At 61.7% G+C, this 14,906-nt stretch carries 11 protein-coding genes; 3 read left to right on the top strand and 8 right to left on the bottom strand.

Annotated elements, in window-relative coordinates; genetic code table 11:
• Window positions 1-136: 136 nt before the first annotated feature.
• Together AAFH49_RS16885 and amaB are read left to right on the top strand one after the other, a co-directional pair.
• Window positions 137-1,321 carry an AAA family ATPase gene (locus AAFH49_RS16885; RefSeq protein ID WP_342300022.1) on the top strand — a complete coding sequence of 395 codons (1,185 nt, stop codon included), beginning with the start codon at window positions 137-139 and terminating at the stop codon, window positions 1,319-1,321.
• 201 nt (window positions 1,322-1,522) lie between these two features.
• Window positions 1,523-3,127: an L-piperidine-6-carboxylate dehydrogenase gene (amaB, locus tag AAFH49_RS16890; RefSeq protein ID WP_342300023.1), complete on the top strand. Its 1,605-nt coding sequence runs from the start codon at window positions 1,523-1,525 to the stop codon at window positions 3,125-3,127.
• Between the two features lie 78 nt (window positions 3,128-3,205).
• On the opposite strand, the gene AAFH49_RS16895 is transcribed toward amaB, so the two are convergent.
• Complete coding sequence (locus AAFH49_RS16895) at window positions 3,206-3,964, bottom strand: glucose 1-dehydrogenase (RefSeq protein WP_342300024.1); 759 nt, start codon at window positions 3,962-3,964, stop codon at window positions 3,206-3,208.
• Window positions 3,965-4,140: 176 nt separating this feature from the next.
• Between AAFH49_RS16895 and AAFH49_RS16900 the strand changes: the two genes are divergently transcribed.
• Window positions 4,141-4,437 (top strand): winged helix-turn-helix transcriptional regulator, encoded by a 297-nt coding sequence (locus AAFH49_RS16900; protein ID WP_342300025.1) that lies wholly within the window; start codon window positions 4,141-4,143, stop codon window positions 4,435-4,437.
• Window positions 4,438-4,647: 210 nt separating this feature from the next.
• Here AAFH49_RS16900 and AAFH49_RS16905 read toward each other — a convergent pair whose 3' ends face one another.
• The 7 genes from AAFH49_RS16905 to AAFH49_RS16935 form a co-directional block, all read right to left on the bottom strand.
• Window positions 4,648-5,190 carry a hypothetical protein gene (locus AAFH49_RS16905; RefSeq protein WP_342300026.1) on the bottom strand — a complete coding sequence of 181 codons (543 nt, stop codon included), beginning with the start codon at window positions 5,188-5,190 and terminating at the stop codon, window positions 4,648-4,650.
• 57 nt (window positions 5,191-5,247) lie between these two features.
• A complete protein-coding gene (locus AAFH49_RS16910) occupies window positions 5,248-6,771 on the bottom strand; it encodes a TSUP family transporter (RefSeq protein WP_342300028.1) in 1,524 nt (507 codons plus the stop codon).
• A 20-nt stretch (window positions 6,772-6,791) separates the two neighbouring features.
• Window positions 6,792-8,504 (bottom strand): NADPH-dependent assimilatory sulfite reductase hemoprotein subunit, encoded by a 1,713-nt coding sequence (locus AAFH49_RS16915; RefSeq protein WP_342300030.1) that lies wholly within the window; start codon window positions 8,502-8,504, stop codon window positions 6,792-6,794.
• Between the two features lie 150 nt (window positions 8,505-8,654).
• A complete protein-coding gene (locus AAFH49_RS16920; RefSeq protein ID WP_342300031.1) occupies window positions 8,655-11,555 on the bottom strand; it encodes a TonB-dependent receptor in 2,901 nt (966 codons plus the stop codon).
• Window positions 11,556-11,798: 243 nt separating this feature from the next.
• A complete protein-coding gene (locus AAFH49_RS16925) occupies window positions 11,799-13,625 on the bottom strand; it encodes an assimilatory sulfite reductase (NADPH) flavoprotein subunit (RefSeq protein WP_342300033.1) in 1,827 nt (608 codons plus the stop codon).
• 45 nt (window positions 13,626-13,670) lie between these two features.
• Entirely contained in the window at window positions 13,671-14,480 is an 810-nt protein-coding gene (cobA, locus tag AAFH49_RS16930; RefSeq protein WP_342300034.1) for a uroporphyrinogen-III C-methyltransferase, read from the bottom strand.
• A gap of 15 nt (window positions 14,481-14,495) precedes the next feature.
• A partial coding sequence (locus AAFH49_RS16935) for an elongation factor 1-alpha C-terminal domain-related protein (protein WP_425293340.1) occupies window positions 14,496-14,906 on the bottom strand: 411 nt, incomplete at its 5' end.

Raw genomic sequence — 14,906 nt, forward strand, 5'->3', positions numbered from 1 at the left:
GAGAAAAAATGCCTTTTTAGTACTTCAGAGTTAGTCCTTGTCGGCGGCTTCTAACGTAGTTGTTATCCCAAACCGGGAGCCGAAGGACTGAGCGTTTAGAAGTGCTTCTGCGGTGTGCCCAGCTTTCCCTTTATTAATGGAAAACGTAATCAACACTCTGTATATTCAGAACTTCAAGTCGATTCGAAGTGCTGTGCTGCACCCGCGACGCGTCAACCTCATCATTGGGCAGCCCAATGTGGGCAAGTCGACGGTGCTGGAGGCCATGAGCCTGCTGGGGAGCTTTCCGTTTGAGCAGAAGAAGCGCTTTATGCGCAGCTTCATTCGGTATGAGAAGCCGGCGCAGCTGTTTCACGACAGTATGATGACGGCCCCCATCCGGGTAGAAACCGACCGCGACGTGTGCCTTCTGGGCCGCATGGGCGTGGGCGACAGCAAGCGTTTTCAGTACGGAGCGTTCAGCCAAACAGCCTACCTACTGCTGCGCGCCCAGCTGGGCCTGCCCATGCTGGAAGGCCGGGGCCGCACCCGAAGCACCGACGATGCCCAACTATTAGCCCGGCTGCACAGCCACCTAGCCAGCGCCACCGCGCTGCCCGAGCCCGGCTTCATCTACACCGAGTTCGACCGCGACGGGCTGACCGACCGGCCGGGCACTGATGGGCATTACCTCACATCGCGCCCGGCGTGGCAGCCCCGGGCCGTAAAATCCTACCGCTTCAAGCGCAACGCCCACCTCGACCGCCGCTACCCCGATGCCACCCTGCGCCCGCCCCACGGCAACAACCTGGTGCAGGTGCTGGAAGCCAGTGCCGACCTGCGCCACGAATTCGCCACCCTTTTCGCCGACCACAACCTGCGCCTGCGCGTGCGCCCCGACACCAACCGCTTCGAGGTGATGAAGGAGCTCGACGGCCTGAGCTTTGCCTACCCGTACTCGAGCAGCGGCGATACCTTGCAGCGCTACGGCTTCCACCTGGCGGTCATGGAATCGAACCGCAACACCGTGATTTTGCTGGAAGAGCCCGAGGCGCATTCCTACCCGCTATATGTTTCGCAGCTGGCCGAGCGTATTGCTACCCAGCAAACCAACCAGTATTTCGTGACTACGCACAGCCCGGTTTTCTTTGATGCGGTGCTGGAAAACATGGTGCCTTACGAGAATCGGGTGACGGAGCTGGCCGTGTTCATGGTGTATTACAAGGACTTCCACACCAAAATCCGGCAGCTTTCGGACGAGGAAGTGCGGGGTATGCGCCGCGACAGTCTTGATGTGTTCAATAACCTGCACCTGCTGGCGCAGGAGCCGCGCAAGGTGTGAAAAAGCGGTCGAGGCGATGAGGAGTTGCCATTCCGACGCAGGAGGAATCTGATAAAAGCCGTTCCAATGGTTGAACCAAGATTCCTCCTGCGTCGGAATGACAGTTTCTGGGGAAATGGCCAAGCCAACTTGGGCCGGACTCGGCCAACTCCCCGGCAAACCGTAGCTTTGCCGCAGCAACATCCCACCCCCAATCCCCCCATGAAGCAGGCCCTCGAAGAAGCTACCGCACCCGACGTAACGGTACCGCACCCCCACCACGACCCCCACGGCATTCAGGACGTGCTGCGCCAACTGGGCGTGCAGGCCGATAACGCCGCCTACAGCACCGGCCGCACCTGGGGCGGTGACGCCAACGCCGACCGCCGCGTCATCAACGCGCCGGCCGATGGCCGCCGCATTGCCAGCGTAGCTTTCGCTACCGCTGATGACTACGAAACCGTGGTAAAAGCCGCGCAGGAAGCTTTCAAAACCTGGCGCTTAGTGCCCGCGCCGAAGCGCGGCGAAATCGTGCGTCAGATTGGCAATAAGCTGCGCGAATTCAAGGAGCCGCTGGGCAAGCTGGTGAGCGCCGAGATGGGCAAAATCCTCCAGGAAGGCCTGGGTGAAGTGCAGGAGATGATTGATATCTGTGATTTCGCGGTGGGTTTGAGCCGGCAGCTGCACGGCTTCACCATGCACTCGGAGCGCCCCGCGCACCGGATGTACGACCAGTACCAGCCACTCGGCATCGTGGGCATCATTTCGGCCTTCAACTTCCCGGTGGCCGTGTGGAGCTGGAACGCCATGCTGGCGGCAGTGTGCGGCGACGTGAGCATCTGGAAGCCCTCGGAGAAAACGCCCCTCACGGCCGTGGCCGTGCAGCACATCATCAAGGATGTACTGGCTGAGAATGATATTGCCGAAGGCGTGTTCAGCGTGATTATCGGCGGTGCGAAAATCGGGGCCGCGATGGCGGCTGACAAGCGCATTCCGCTGGTATCGGCCACGGGCAGCACCCGCATGGGCCGCAAGGTGGGCGAAGTGGTGGGTGCCCGTCTGGGCCGCGCCCTGCTGGAATTGGGCGGCAACAACGCCATCATCGTGACCAAAAACGCCGACCTCAAAATTGCCATCCCGGCTATCGTGTTCGGGGCGGTGGGCACGGCCGGGCAGCGCTGTACCAGCACGCGCCGCGTGATTATCGAGGACAGCGTATTTGAGGAAGTAAAAAGCCGTCTGCTGGCCATTTATCCCAAACTGCCCATCGGCCACCCGCTGCAAACGGGCACGCTGGTGGGGCCGCTGATTGATGCTGATGCGGTGAAAATGTTTGAGCAGGCGTTGGTAGCGGTGCAGGCCGAAGGCGGCACGCTGCTGAGCGGCGGCGAGGTGCTAGCCCGCCCCGAGCTGAACGGCGGCCACTATGTGACTCCGGCCCTGGTGGAAGTAGAAAACCACTACCACACGGTGCAGGAAGAAACTTTCGCGCCCATCCTCTACCTCATCAAGTACAGCGGCGACGTGGAAACGGCCATTGAGCTGCAAAACGACGTGCGTCAGGGCCTGTCGAGCAGCATCTTCACGCTGAACATGCGCGAGGCCGAAGCTTTCCTCTCGGCCAGCGGCTCAGATTGCGGCATTGCCAACGTGAACATTGGGACGAGCGGAGCCGAAATCGGCGGCGCATTCGGCGGCGAGAAGGAAACCGGCGGCGGCCGCGAATCCGGCTCCGATGCCTGGAAGGTGTACATGCGCCGTCAGACGAATACAATTAACTATTCGACGGAATTGCCGCTGGCGCAGGGCATCAAGTTCGACGTGTAATTCCTCGGTTTAAATAAAGCAAAAAAGCCTCATCCACTACTGGATGAGGCTTTTTTGCTTAGAAACGGGTTGCCGCAATTATACCTGCGCCATGCCGCCGTCGACGAATAGCTCGACGCCGGTCACGAAGCTGCTGTCATCGGAGGCCAGGAACACCACGGCTTTGGCAATCTCATCGGCGTCGCCGATGCGGCCCAGCGGCACGGTGGTCACCATTTGCGCTTTAAACGCGGCCACCTGTTCGGGAGAATCAAGCACGCTGTTGAGGCCGGGCGTTTCGATGGGCCCGGGGCTGACGGCATTCACCCGAATGCGGCGGGCCTTGAGGTCAGAAGTCAGGGTGCGGGCCAGCGAGCGGATGGCGGCCTTGGTGGCGCTGTATACGCTGTTGCTTTCGAAGCCCTTTGAGCCCACGATGGAGGCCATTAGCACAATGGCCGAGCCGTCGGTGAGCAGCGGCAGCGCCTTCTGCACCGTGAAAAATAGGCCTTTCACGTTGATGTCGAACTGCCGGTCGTACTGCGCCTCGGTCACGGCCTCGACGGGCGCGAACTCTGCGATGCCGGCATTGGCAAACACCACATCGAGCCGGCCTTTTTGCTCTTTGATGACAGTGAATAATCGGTCGAGGTCGGCCAGGTTACTAACGTCGCTTTGTACGCCAAAGGCCGAATCACCAAGCTGTTGTACGGCCGCGTCGAGCTCGGCTTGCCGCCGCCCGGTGATGAATACATAGGCGCCTTCGGCAATGAAGCGCTGGGCCGTGGCCAGCCCGATACCGGAGTTTCCGCCCGTAACGAGGGCAATTTTACCAGCTAATTTCTGAGAAGTTGACATGAGAAAATGAGTTATTTTGTGTTGGTTTATTTTAGTAACTATCGACAGTTACTTTTTCTTACCAACGCCAATCATTTCCCCCTACAAACTGGTTACTTCTGTGTAACTATCCCTGATTCTGAACGCTATTAAATTTTGCCATGCGGGACGCCAATTTTTGTTCGTCAGCCTGTTCCATGACCCGCACCATGGGCGTGCTGGGCGGGAAATGGAAACTCATCATCATTTCCTACCTGACGCAGCCTCGCCGTTTTGGGCAGCTAGCGCAGCGCCTGTCGCTTATTTCGCGCAAGGTGCTGACCGAGCAGCTCCGGGAGCTGGAGGAAGATGGCATCGTGCACCGTGAGGCTTTCGCCGAAGCACCGCCCCGCGTCGAATACTCCCTCACGGAATACGGGCGGGCGCTACTGCCCATCCTAGAGCAGCTGAGTGCCTGGCACAGCGCCGCGCCCGCTGCAGTCGCTGGCCAGTAGCGAATCGGTTTTTTGGAGCTGTTTGAGCCAGCGAAGAGACATCCAACTGGCGCGGACAAGAAGATTCCAATGCCATAAACAGCACTGAACTGCCGCTGGTGGAGGGGATTAATTTCGACGTGTAGTGCAGCTTTAGCTTGCGTTGGAGTAATAAAAGAGGCCCCGCCGATGCATTCGGCGGGGCCTCTTTGTGTATGGAGAAAAAGACGGCTAGCGGTTGTAGCGAACATCACCGTGGCCTTTATAAACGAGGCCGGTGGCATTGTACACCACATAATAGAGCCGGTACAGCTCGTTGGGACTGAGACCTGCGCCGATGTAATCTATCGAAAACTGAATGCCGTTGACGAAATCAGTAGGCCCCAGCTGACGCATGATTTTATACTGACGGTTCACCAACAGGGCGCGTACGGAGTAGGATGCGGCATTGCCGCCAGCGGGGCGCGTGGCGTTCAGAGACCAGTTGGCCTGCCCGGCCGAAGGGTTTGGGTAAGCGGGGGAGACGCTTACTAAGCCCGACTGCTGGGGGCCATTCAGGTCGAAGTTGAGGTCGGTGAAAAGGGCGCGCTCCTGCTTGTTCCACTCGCCATCGGAGGTCCAGTCGGTGGGGTCGCTGGGGCCGGCTGGGAGGTTTGAGCCGGTGCGATAGGTGATGCCTTCGCCCTCACCGAAATCAGCAATCGGGTTGGAGTCGGACTTGCTGCACCCCAACAGGGTGGTGAGGAATAAAATGGGTAGGAAACGCTGACGCATGGAAAGGGATTGGTGGTGCGAAAGCGTCAAAGGTAAAAGCCGAAATTCGCCCCGGCTTTACAGCAGCTTGCGCAGCGCCCAGAGGCTCCAGACGATGACCATCAGGCCCACGCCCACGAACATCCAGCGGGTGGGCAGGCGGCCGGCCAGCTTGGCGGCGATGGGCGCGGCGGCCACGCCCCCCACGATGAGCCCCAGCACAATTTGCCAGTGCGAAATGCCCAGGATGGTGAAAAACGTGAACGCGCTGGCAAACGTGACGAAGAATTCGACCAGACTGACCGTGCCGATGACGTAGCGCGGCGTGCGGCCGTTGGTAATGAGCGTGCTGGTGACCAGCGGCCCCCAGCCGCCACCGCCGAAGGAATCGAGGAAGCCCCCGGCCCCGGCCAGCCAGCCAGCGTTTTTCACCTTTTTGCGCTTTTTTGCCACTTTCTGGAAGGCTTTGGCGATGATGCGCACGCCCAGAATGAGTAGGTACACGGCCAAAATTGGCTTTATGTAGCCGGCGTAGGTTTCGCCGAAATGCGCCAGCAGCAGCGCCCCGCTCACCGAGCCCACGATGCCCGGCAGCAGCAACACCCGAAATAGGCGCTTATTCACGTTGCCAAACCGGTAGTGGTTGTAGCCCGACGCGCCGCTGGCAAACACCTCGGCCGTGTGGATGCTGGCGCTCACGGAAACCGGGCTCAGCCCCAGCGACATCAGGCTGATGGCCGACACCACGCCGTAGCCCATGCCCAGCATGCCGTCCACCATCTGGGCCAGGAAACCCACGGCCACAAACGTGTAGAACGTGCCCGACGAGCGCGCCACGTCCCAGGCCTGCTGCCAGGTGAAGTAGTAAGAGAGAATATTGAGGACGATAAACGCCGCAAACGTCATGAGCGAGGCCGTGGCCACGCGCCGCCAGTAGGCGGTGGCGGGCGTTTCGTAGGCCGGGCCGTGAGCCAGCTCGGCGGTCACGGCGTTCAGCGACTTTACTTTTTTGGCGAAGTCGCCTTGCAGGCGGCTGCGGATGATGGTCATCTGGCCCAGCACCGAGGCCAGCTCGGCGGGCAGCACTTCGGCCAGCACCTCGCGCAGGCGCTTGCCCACCGTGGGCGACTTGCCGTTGGTGGAAATGGCGATTTTCAAATCACCCTTTTGCAGCACCGAGGAGAGGTAGAAGTCGCAGAGCTCCGGCGTGTCGGCCACGTTGGTGAGGAGCTGGCGGGCCGCCGCCGCCGCGCAGATGTAGCGGTGTAGCGCCACGTCATCGGTGGCCAGGAACAGGAGGTCTTTGTCGTCGAGGTCGCGGTCCTGGTAGGGGCGCTGGAGCAGCTGCACTTTGGGGTGGCGAGCGGCCAGCTCGCGCAGCTCGGGCAGGATGTGCGGCGCGACCACCGTTACGGCCGTGGCGGGGCTGTTGCGCAGAATTGCGCCTAGTTTTTCCAGGCCCACGTTGCCGCCGCCCACCAGCAGCACGCGCATGTTTTCCAGCTTCAGGAAGATGGGAAACAGGTTGTTGGCTGGTGAGGCAGTATCCGGCGGCGGGGGTGCCACCGCCGGGCCTGCGGGATTAGGGAAATTGGAATCCATAGCTCAGAAAGATAATAGAATTAGGCGTGAAAGTCCAACCCGTGCTGAGTGGCTTTCACAACACCGGTCCGCACCACAAAGTCGCCGAAGCCCTCGTTGAGTCGGCGCTCGGCGGCGTAGGCGGCCAGCAGGGGCGAGAGCTCGCGCAGGATGCCATCCTCGTCCAGCATTTCGCGGTAGAGCTTGTTGAGGCGCTCGCCGGCGTGGTTGGCGCCGAGGTAGAGGTTGTAGCGGCCGGGGGCTTTGCCTACCAAGGCGATTTCGCCCAGGTAGGGACGGGCGCAACCGTTAGGGCAGCCCGTCATCCGGATGAGAATTCCGGCTTCGGCCAAGCCGTGGGCGCGAATGACGGCATCGAGCTTATCCAGTAATTGGGGCAAATACCGCTCGGCTTCGGCGAAGGCCTGGGAGCAGGTGGGCAGCGCCACACAGGCCAGCGCGTTGCGGCGCAGGGCGGTGAGCTGCTCGGCTTTGGGGGCCGCGCCGTGGCTTTCGAGGATGGCTTGCACGCGGGTGCGGTGGGCGGGCTCAATGTTGGCCAGAATCAGGTTCTGGTTGCCGGTGAGGCGGAATTCGCCGGTATGGAAGGCACTGATTTCGCGCAGGGCAGTTTTGAGGCGGTAGCCGGGCCGGTCCAGCACCCGCCCACCTTCCACAAACAAAACCAGGTGCGCCAGGCCATTGGAGGCAATCGTCCAGCCGAAGGCGTCGCTGGAGCTGTGGAACTGGTAGGAGCGGGTTTCGGCCAACTCGTAGCCCAGGCGCTGGTGCAGCTCGGCCACGAAAGCGGGCAGCCCGGCGCGGTCGATGGTGTATTTAAGGCGCGAGAGCTTGCGGTTTTCGCGGTTGCCCCAGTCGCGCTGGATGGTCACGATTTTCTCGCACACATCCACCACGTTTTCGGTGGGCACGAAGCCGATGAGGTCGGCGAGGCGGGGGTAGGTTTCGGGCAGGCCGAAGGTCATGCCCAGGCCGCCGCCCACGGCCACGTTGAAGCCCAGCAGCCGGCCGTTTTCCTCAATGGCGATGAGGCCGATGTCGTTCGAGAAGATGTCCGAGTCGTTGTAGGGCGGCAGCGCCAGGGCAATTTTGAACTTGCGCGGCAGGTAAGTTTTGCCGTAGATAGGCTCCGCGTCGTCGGTGGCTTCGGTGGTGTTTTGCAACTCGCCATCGAGCCAGATTTCGTGGTAAGCGGTAGTGCGCGGCGTGAGGTGGGCGCTGATTTCAGCCGCCACGGCCTGCACCTCGGCGTGTACCTGCGACTCGTGCGGGTTCACGTTGCACATCACGTTGCGGTTCACGTCGCCGCAGCCCGCGATGCTGTCCAGCAGGGCATCGTTGAAGCCCTGGATGGTGGGGCGCAGGTCGCGCTTCAGCACGCCGTGCAGCTGGAAGGTCTGGCGGGTGGTGAGCTTGAGCGTGCCGTTGCCGTAGGCGTCGGCCAGGGCATCCATGCGCTGCCACTGGGCGGCGGTGGCCACGCCGCCCGGCACCCGCACCCGAATCATGAAGGAAAACAGCGGCTCCAGCTTCTGGCGCTTACGCTCGGAGTCGAGGTCGCGGTCGGTCTGCTGGTACGAGCCGTGGAACTTAATGAGGTGGGTGTCGTCGTGGTTCAGCGCGCCGGTGAGGCGGTTGCGCAGGCTCTCGACGATGGTGCCGCGCAAGTAGCGGCTGGCAGTTTTGACGTGCTCGACTTCGGAGAGTTTCTGCGGAGCGGTGGTTTCGGACATGGGATTTTGGGGGATGTAGCGTGGACTCTGCGAGTCCGCGAACGAGCGAAGCGAGTATCATCGGCCGCTCTTGTTATTGTTTGAAATCAGCCAGCGCAGGCATTGGTACTCGCTGCGCTCGTTCTCGGACTCGCAGAGTCCACGCTACAGTTAATGGAGCACCGTAGCATCAAAAACGACGCTCACGTAGTACAGCGCCCCGATGGTGGGGCCGGCGGCGTATTGGAAATAGCGTTTGTTGAAAATGTCGGTGCCGCCGAGCTTCACGGTGGATTTCAGCGTGGGCACGCGCAGATTCACCTGGGCATCGAGGGTGGCGTAGGCGGGCACCTGGCCGTTGGCAAGCGGGCTCTCCCAGTAGAAGGAGTCCTGCCAGCGCCAGTTCACGTTGAAACCGAAGTTTTTCACGATTTCGCGGTTGCCGACCGACACGTTAGTGGCCCATTTCGGAGTGTTGAAGCCGGTCACAAACACATCGGCCTGGCTGTTTTTCGACAGGGCGTTGTAGTTCACGTTGCCGGCCACGGTGAACTTCTGGTAGAAGTTGTAGGTGAGGCCCAGCGTGGAGCCGTAGCTGTGGTAGTCCTGGCGCGAGTTGGTGTACACGCGGTAGCGGTCCTGGCGGGCGTCGCGGTTGGCGCGCAGGGCGGCCAGGGCGGCGGCATCGGAGCCCACGGCCACTTGCGCGCCGTTGGCATCTTTGGGCACGCTCACTTCCACCTGGCCCAGGAAACCGGAGTAGATGTTGTAGTAGGCGTCAGCGTCGATGGCCAGGCGGTTGTCGAGGAGCACGCTGCGGTAGCCCACTTCGTAGGCGTTGATTTGCTCGGGCTGCTCGGTGGGCAGGTTGGCTACTTGCAGCAGGGCGCGGTTTTGGAGCAGCAGGCCGGCCTGGGCGGCGGTGCTGCCGGCGTTGGCGGCCACGTAGGCGTTCACGGCCGCGTTGAACTGGTCGATGCTGGTGCGGGTATAGGAATTCTGCAGGTAGTTCAGGCCCTCGTTCACGCGGGCCAGGCCGCCCACGCGGCGCACGTTGCCGTTGTTCACGAACGACAGCGCCTCAAACAACGAGGGGAAGCGCCAGCCGTTCTGATACGAGGCGCGGAAGTTATGCTTCTCGGCCAAGGTGTACACGGCGGCCAGACGCGGGTTGATTTTGGCGGTGAACTCGGGGTTGTAGTCCACGCGCAGCGAGCCGGTCAGCTTCAGCTTGTCATCGAGCAGCAGCTTGGTGGCCTGGCCAAAGGCACCGTATTTCTTGTAGTACACGAAGTCGCCGCCGGCCCGGTTGCGGTCGGCCAGCGGGAGGCTGAAATCGACGAAATTGTTGCCGTCGGGGATAATCTGGTACACGCGGGCATCGGCTCCCACTAGCAAATCCACGAATTTCACGCGCTGGCCCAGGTTCCAGACGCCCTCGGTGTGGTAGGTGCGGCTGTGCTGCGAGAGGGCCGCACCGCCGGGCGTGGGCGCGCCGGCCACGTTCACGCCGCTGTCCCAGTTGTTGGTGGCCATGATTTGGGCTTTCAGGGCGTCGAAAGCGGGCGTGCCGGGCTCGGCGCGGCCAGCATCGGCGGCGGCGCGGGCGGCGGCCATGGCGGACGCGAGGGCGGTTCCGCCGGCCAGCTGGCTTTGCAGCGCGGTCTTGAATTTATTGCCCCACACGGTATTCGAACCATTTTGCAGGTCCAGGTTCAGGGCCAGGGGGTTGAGGTTGTAGGAGTTGCCGGTGTTTTCGAGCAGGGCATAGGCGCGCACTACGAAGTCCGCGCCCTTCAGCTCCAGCTTGTGGTTTTGCACGGTCACGCCATCGAGCTGAATCTTGTTGCCGCGCTGGAATACCCCGTCCATCAGCCCGAAGCGGTAGCCGTAGCTCAGCTCCAATTTATCCGTCAGCTTGTAGTGCAGGCTGGCGTCCGCCTTGATGTTGCGCACGATGGGGTTCACGAGGTCCTTTTCGTAATAGCCCGTGCGCGTCACCGTAAACGCCTGGTTTTTGCCTTGGTAGGGGATGGTCACGGTGAGCGAAGAGTTGGTGTCGTCGCCGTAGCGGTTCCACAAGTCGGCGGCTGGGTTGGCAGTGCCCGACAGTTCAGTGAAGCCGGGGTTGGAGGTGCTCAGGCCCTGCGGGTTCTGGTCGGTCTGGTTGTTGGCCAGCCAGTCGGTGCCGCGCAGATAGTCTACGTTCACCTTGTAGGCCCAGCGGCTGCCCAGCGCCTGGGCGTAGCGGATGGCCGTTTCGGTGAGGGCGCTGGGGTTGCGGTCGGCCGCGCTGCCCACGTGGTTCACACCCACTTTCTGGTACACGCTCAGGCCCTGGTAGGTGAAGGGGCTTTTGGTAGTGAGGTTGGCCATGCCGTTGATGGCGTTCATGCCGTAGAGGGCCGAGGCCGCGCCGGGCGTCACCTCCACGCTGGCAATGTCTAGTTCCGTTGGGCCAATGGCGTTGCCGAGCGGCACACCCAGCGTAGCGGCCTGCATATCCACGCCATCCACCAGCTGCATGAAACGGAAGTTGTTCGGGATGTTGAAGCCCCGCGTATTAGGTACTTTGAAGGTGAGGCTGCTGGTGAGCATCTGCACGCCCTTCACGTTTTCCAGCGCGTCGTAAAAACTGGGCGCGGGCGTCTCCTTGATGGCGCGGATATCGAGCTTTTCAATGGCCACCGGCGATTTCAGCCGGCTTTCCTCCACCCGCGAGGCCGAAACCACGACCTCATTAGTAAGCACGCCCTTGGCTTCGAGCGTCACGTTCAGCGGCTGGCTACTGCTCAGAATTTCCAGCTCCACGGCCTCGTGGCCCAGGGCATTGAAGACGAGTGTGAACGGATAAGTGAGCTTGGCTTTGAGGACGAAATTACCGGTGGCATCGCTCTGGGTGCCGGTGCTGGCCCCTTTCACGCTGATACTCACGCCGGGCAGCGCCCCGTTGGTGCCCTTCTCATGCACCACGCCACTGATGGCAATGAGCTGCGTTTGAGCAAAAGCTGCGCTGATGCTAGCCAGAAACAGGATGAGGAAAAGGAGAAACGAGGGGTAATAGGATTTCATAAACGGGGAAAGTTGAAGTCGGGAATGAGAAGCGGGGAAGCAGGCGCATTCGACAACAACAGGGAGAATTGGGGGCGGAAGAGGTTTTCATAGGTGGTTTAAAGGCTATTCAGAACGTCATGCAGAGCGCAGCGAGGCATCTCGCGTGCAGCAGCAATTCAATAGTGAAAACGTCTTGGTTAGTCGTGGCACGCGAGATGCTTCGCTACGCTCTGCATGACGTTTTTAGGTATTTTCAGAAGACTAATACACGTCCTCCAAATAGCGGCGCTGCTTGCGCAGGTTCTTCACGTAAGCCGTCGCGTCTTCAGCCGACAGCCCCGCTTCCTTCTGCACTACCTGCGCCAGCGCCGTTTGTACTGCGCCACCCAGTCGGGTTTTATCGCCGCAGACGTAGAATTGCGCGCCGTTTTCGAGCCAGCCAAATACTTCGCGGCTATTCTCCAGCAACCGGTCCTGCACGTAGACTTTCTCGGCTTGGTCGCGCGAAAAGGCTACGTCGAGCCGGGCCAGCCCGCCGCGCTTAAGGTGCTGTTGCCACTCGGCCTGGTACAGGAAATCGGTGGTGAAATGCGGGTTGCCAAACAGCAGCCAGCTGCGGCCAGTGGCCCCCAGCTCCACTCGCTCCTCCACGAAGGCGCGGAACGGCGCGATGCCCGTGCCGGCCCCAATCATGATGATGTCGGTGCCGGAATTTTGCGGCAGCTTGAAATACTCGTTGTGCTCCACGAACACACGGGCCTCGTCACCCACCGCCACGCGGTCGGCCAGGAAGGAGGAGCATACGCCGTGCTTGCGGCGGCCGTGGGCCTCGTAGCGCACCGTGCCCACGGTGAGATGCACCTCGTCGGGGTGAGCCAGCAGGCTGCTGGCGATGGAGTAGGCGCGGCTGGGCAACGGGCGTAGCGTGTCGGCTAAATTTTGGGCGGTGAGCTGGTCGGTTGGGAAATCGGTGAGCAAATCAGCCACGTCGCGGCCGTAGAGGTAGGGCTGGAGGCGGTTGGTGTCGGCTAGCAGGCCGTGCAGCTCGGCATGGGGAGCCAGGGCGGCGTAGCGTTCCAGCACGTCGCGGGTGAGCACGGTGAGTTCGCGGCGGCTGGCCAGGGCGGCGGCCAGCGGCAGGTTTTCGGCGCCCAATTGCACCGTGGCCGAGTCGGAAAGACGAGCGGCACGGAGCACTTCTTCCACCAGCGGGTCGTGGTTGCGGGGGCGCACGGCCAGCGCATCGCCGGGCGCAAAGCGCAGGCCCGAGCCGGCTAAATTCAGCTCGATGTGATACGTTTCCTTGTCCGAGCCGCGCCCGTTCAGCTGAATACTTTCCAGCACCCGCGCCGGCCAGGGGTTTTCGCGGGTGAATTGGTGAATGATTGAATGGTCGAATGGAGCAGTGGAAACAGCTGAAGCAACCGAAGCCGCTGCAATGCCTCCAGATTCAGCGGCCGTTACTGTGACTCCCGCAATTTTCTCCAAGGCCGCCTCAATCCACTGGCTGGCAGCTGCCTGATAGTCCACGTCCGCATCCACGCGGTCCAGCAGGCGGGTACCGCCTAGGTCAGCTAAACATTGGTCGAAATCCTTACCCGTCTGGCAGAAATGCAGGTAGCTCGTATCGCCCAGCGCCAGCACGGCGAAGCGTAATTTGGGCAGCTTCGGAGCGCGGCTGCCGCTGATAAACTGGTGCAATTCCTCGGCCGAAATCGGTGGCTCGCCCTCGCCGTGCGTGCTCACGATGACGAGCAGATTTTGCTCCTGCGCTAGCTGCCGGGTGGGGTAGTCATTCATGTCGCGCACCTCGGCAGCGAGGCCGCGCTGCTTAGCCGCCTCGGCCGCTTGCTGAGCCACTTTCTTGCCATTGCCAGTGTGCGAACCATAGAGGATAGCCAACTTTTCCACCGGGGCTGCCACCCCGGCGGGGGCGGGCACGACAGCTGCAACTGCCGCGCCGCCGCTGGTGGCCTGACCATAGAAATAACCACTCAGCCACGCCAGCTGCTGCGCCGATAATCCGGCGCTAAGCTGCTGAAGGCGTGCCTCGTCGAGGTGAGGCGGAAGGATGGGGAGCGTGGGCATAATCAATTCGAAATTCAAAAGGAGGGAGGCCGCTTGGCTAGATTTCTAAGCCACTTTCGCATAAGCCCGATGCGCTGGCTGCCGCTCGGTTGCTACCCCGGAAACTGCTGTTACCGGCTGCTTCATCAGTCGCACCACGTCGCCCAGTACAATCACGGCCGGTGCGCCCAGGCCCGCACTGCCGGCGCGTTCCGCTATATCAGCCACGGTGCCGGCCACCACACGGGCGTTGGGCAGCGTGCCATTCTGGATGATGGCAGCCGGCACCTCAGCCCCGCCATAGCGGGCGAAAAGCGCCGCGATTTCCGCCAGCCGGCTCATGCCCATCAGGATAATCGTGGTAACGCTGGGCGTCTGGGCCGCTTCCAGCAAGGCGGTTGAAAGCTGCTCGTCGGCCGTGGTGGCCGTCAGCACCCGAAAGCCTTCGCTCAGGCCCCGGTGTGTGGCCGGAATGCCCACGCTGCCCGCCGCCGCCACCGCACTGCTGATGCCCGGCACGTAGTCTGTAGCCAGCCCGTGGGCTTCGGCGTAGAGCATTTCCTCGCGCCCCCGGCCAAACACGAATGGGTCGCCGCCTTTCAGCCGCACCACGTGGCCGTGGCGGTAGGCCTGCTGCACAATCAGGTCATTGATGCCTTCCTGCGTGTAAGCCTTGAAACCACTGCGCTTGCCCACAAAAATCAGCGGAACGCCGGTCCGCACGTGCGCCAGCAACGCGTCATTTGCCAGCGCATCGTAGAGCACCACATCAGCTGCCGCCAGCGCTTTGGTACCTTTCAGGGTTAGCAAATCCGGGTCGCCGGGTCCGGCCCCGACAACCGTCAGGCGGGGTAAAAAGAGAGGGGAATTAGCCATATTACTGGTCAAATACTAGATGGAAAAAGCCGCTGCGGCCGGTACTTCATCCGTGAAATATTCCGGGTCGGTAGCAGCCACGAGGCCAGCGGCAAGGGTGGCCCCGGTCTGCTCATCCACCAGGATGAAAGCGCCCGTGACACGGTTCTGACGGTACTCATCGGCTACCAAGGGCAGGGCCGTTTTCAGGCGCACCCGCACGATGTCGTTGAGTTTGGCCTCATCGGTGCCTTGGCTTTCGAAGGTTTCGATGTTGGTTTTTTGCAGGATGGTGGTCACTGCCGCTTTCACGGTGGCGGCGTGGTGCTGCACCAGCAGCTTGCGGCCGGCGCGCAGGGGCCGCTCGTCCATCCAGCACAGCGTGGCTTCCAGTTCGCGCACCACCGCCGGGTGGGCGCTGATGGGCACGATGGTAGCGCCCCGACT

This window comes from Hymenobacter segetis, from assembly GCF_038448715.1.
Lineage (GTDB): Bacteria > Bacteroidota > Bacteroidia > Cytophagales > Hymenobacteraceae > Hymenobacter > Hymenobacter segetis.

Excerpts from the sequence above, each read along its gene's own strand:
- AAFH49_RS16920 (WP_342300031.1), bottom strand. The coding sequence starts at position 11,555 with ATGAAATCCTATTACCCCTCGTTTCTCCTTTTCCTCATCCTGTTTCTG.
- AAFH49_RS16915 (WP_342300030.1), bottom strand. The coding sequence starts at position 8,504 with ATGTCCGAAACCACCGCTCCGCAGAAACTCTCCGAAGTCGAGCACGTC.
- AAFH49_RS16900 (WP_342300025.1), top strand. The coding sequence starts at position 4,141 with ATGACCCGCACCATGGGCGTGCTGGGCGGGAAATGGAAACTCATCATC.
- AAFH49_RS16905 (WP_342300026.1), bottom strand. The coding sequence starts at position 5,190 with ATGCGTCAGCGTTTCCTACCCATTTTATTCCTCACCACCCTGTTGGGG.
- AAFH49_RS16895 (WP_342300024.1), bottom strand. The coding sequence starts at position 3,964 with ATGTCAACTTCTCAGAAATTAGCTGGTAAAATTGCCCTCGTTACGGGC.
- cobA (WP_342300034.1), bottom strand. The coding sequence starts at position 14,480 with ATGGCTAATTCCCCTCTCTTTTTACCCCGCCTGACGGTTGTCGGGGCC.
- AAFH49_RS16910 (WP_342300028.1), bottom strand. The coding sequence starts at position 6,771 with ATGGATTCCAATTTCCCTAATCCCGCAGGCCCGGCGGTGGCACCCCCG.
- AAFH49_RS16925 (WP_342300033.1), bottom strand. The coding sequence starts at position 13,625 with ATGCCCACGCTCCCCATCCTTCCGCCTCACCTCGACGAGGCACGCCTT.
- amaB (WP_342300023.1), top strand. The coding sequence starts at position 1,523 with ATGAAGCAGGCCCTCGAAGAAGCTACCGCACCCGACGTAACGGTACCG.
- AAFH49_RS16885 (WP_342300022.1), top strand. The coding sequence starts at position 137 with ATGGAAAACGTAATCAACACTCTGTATATTCAGAACTTCAAGTCGATT.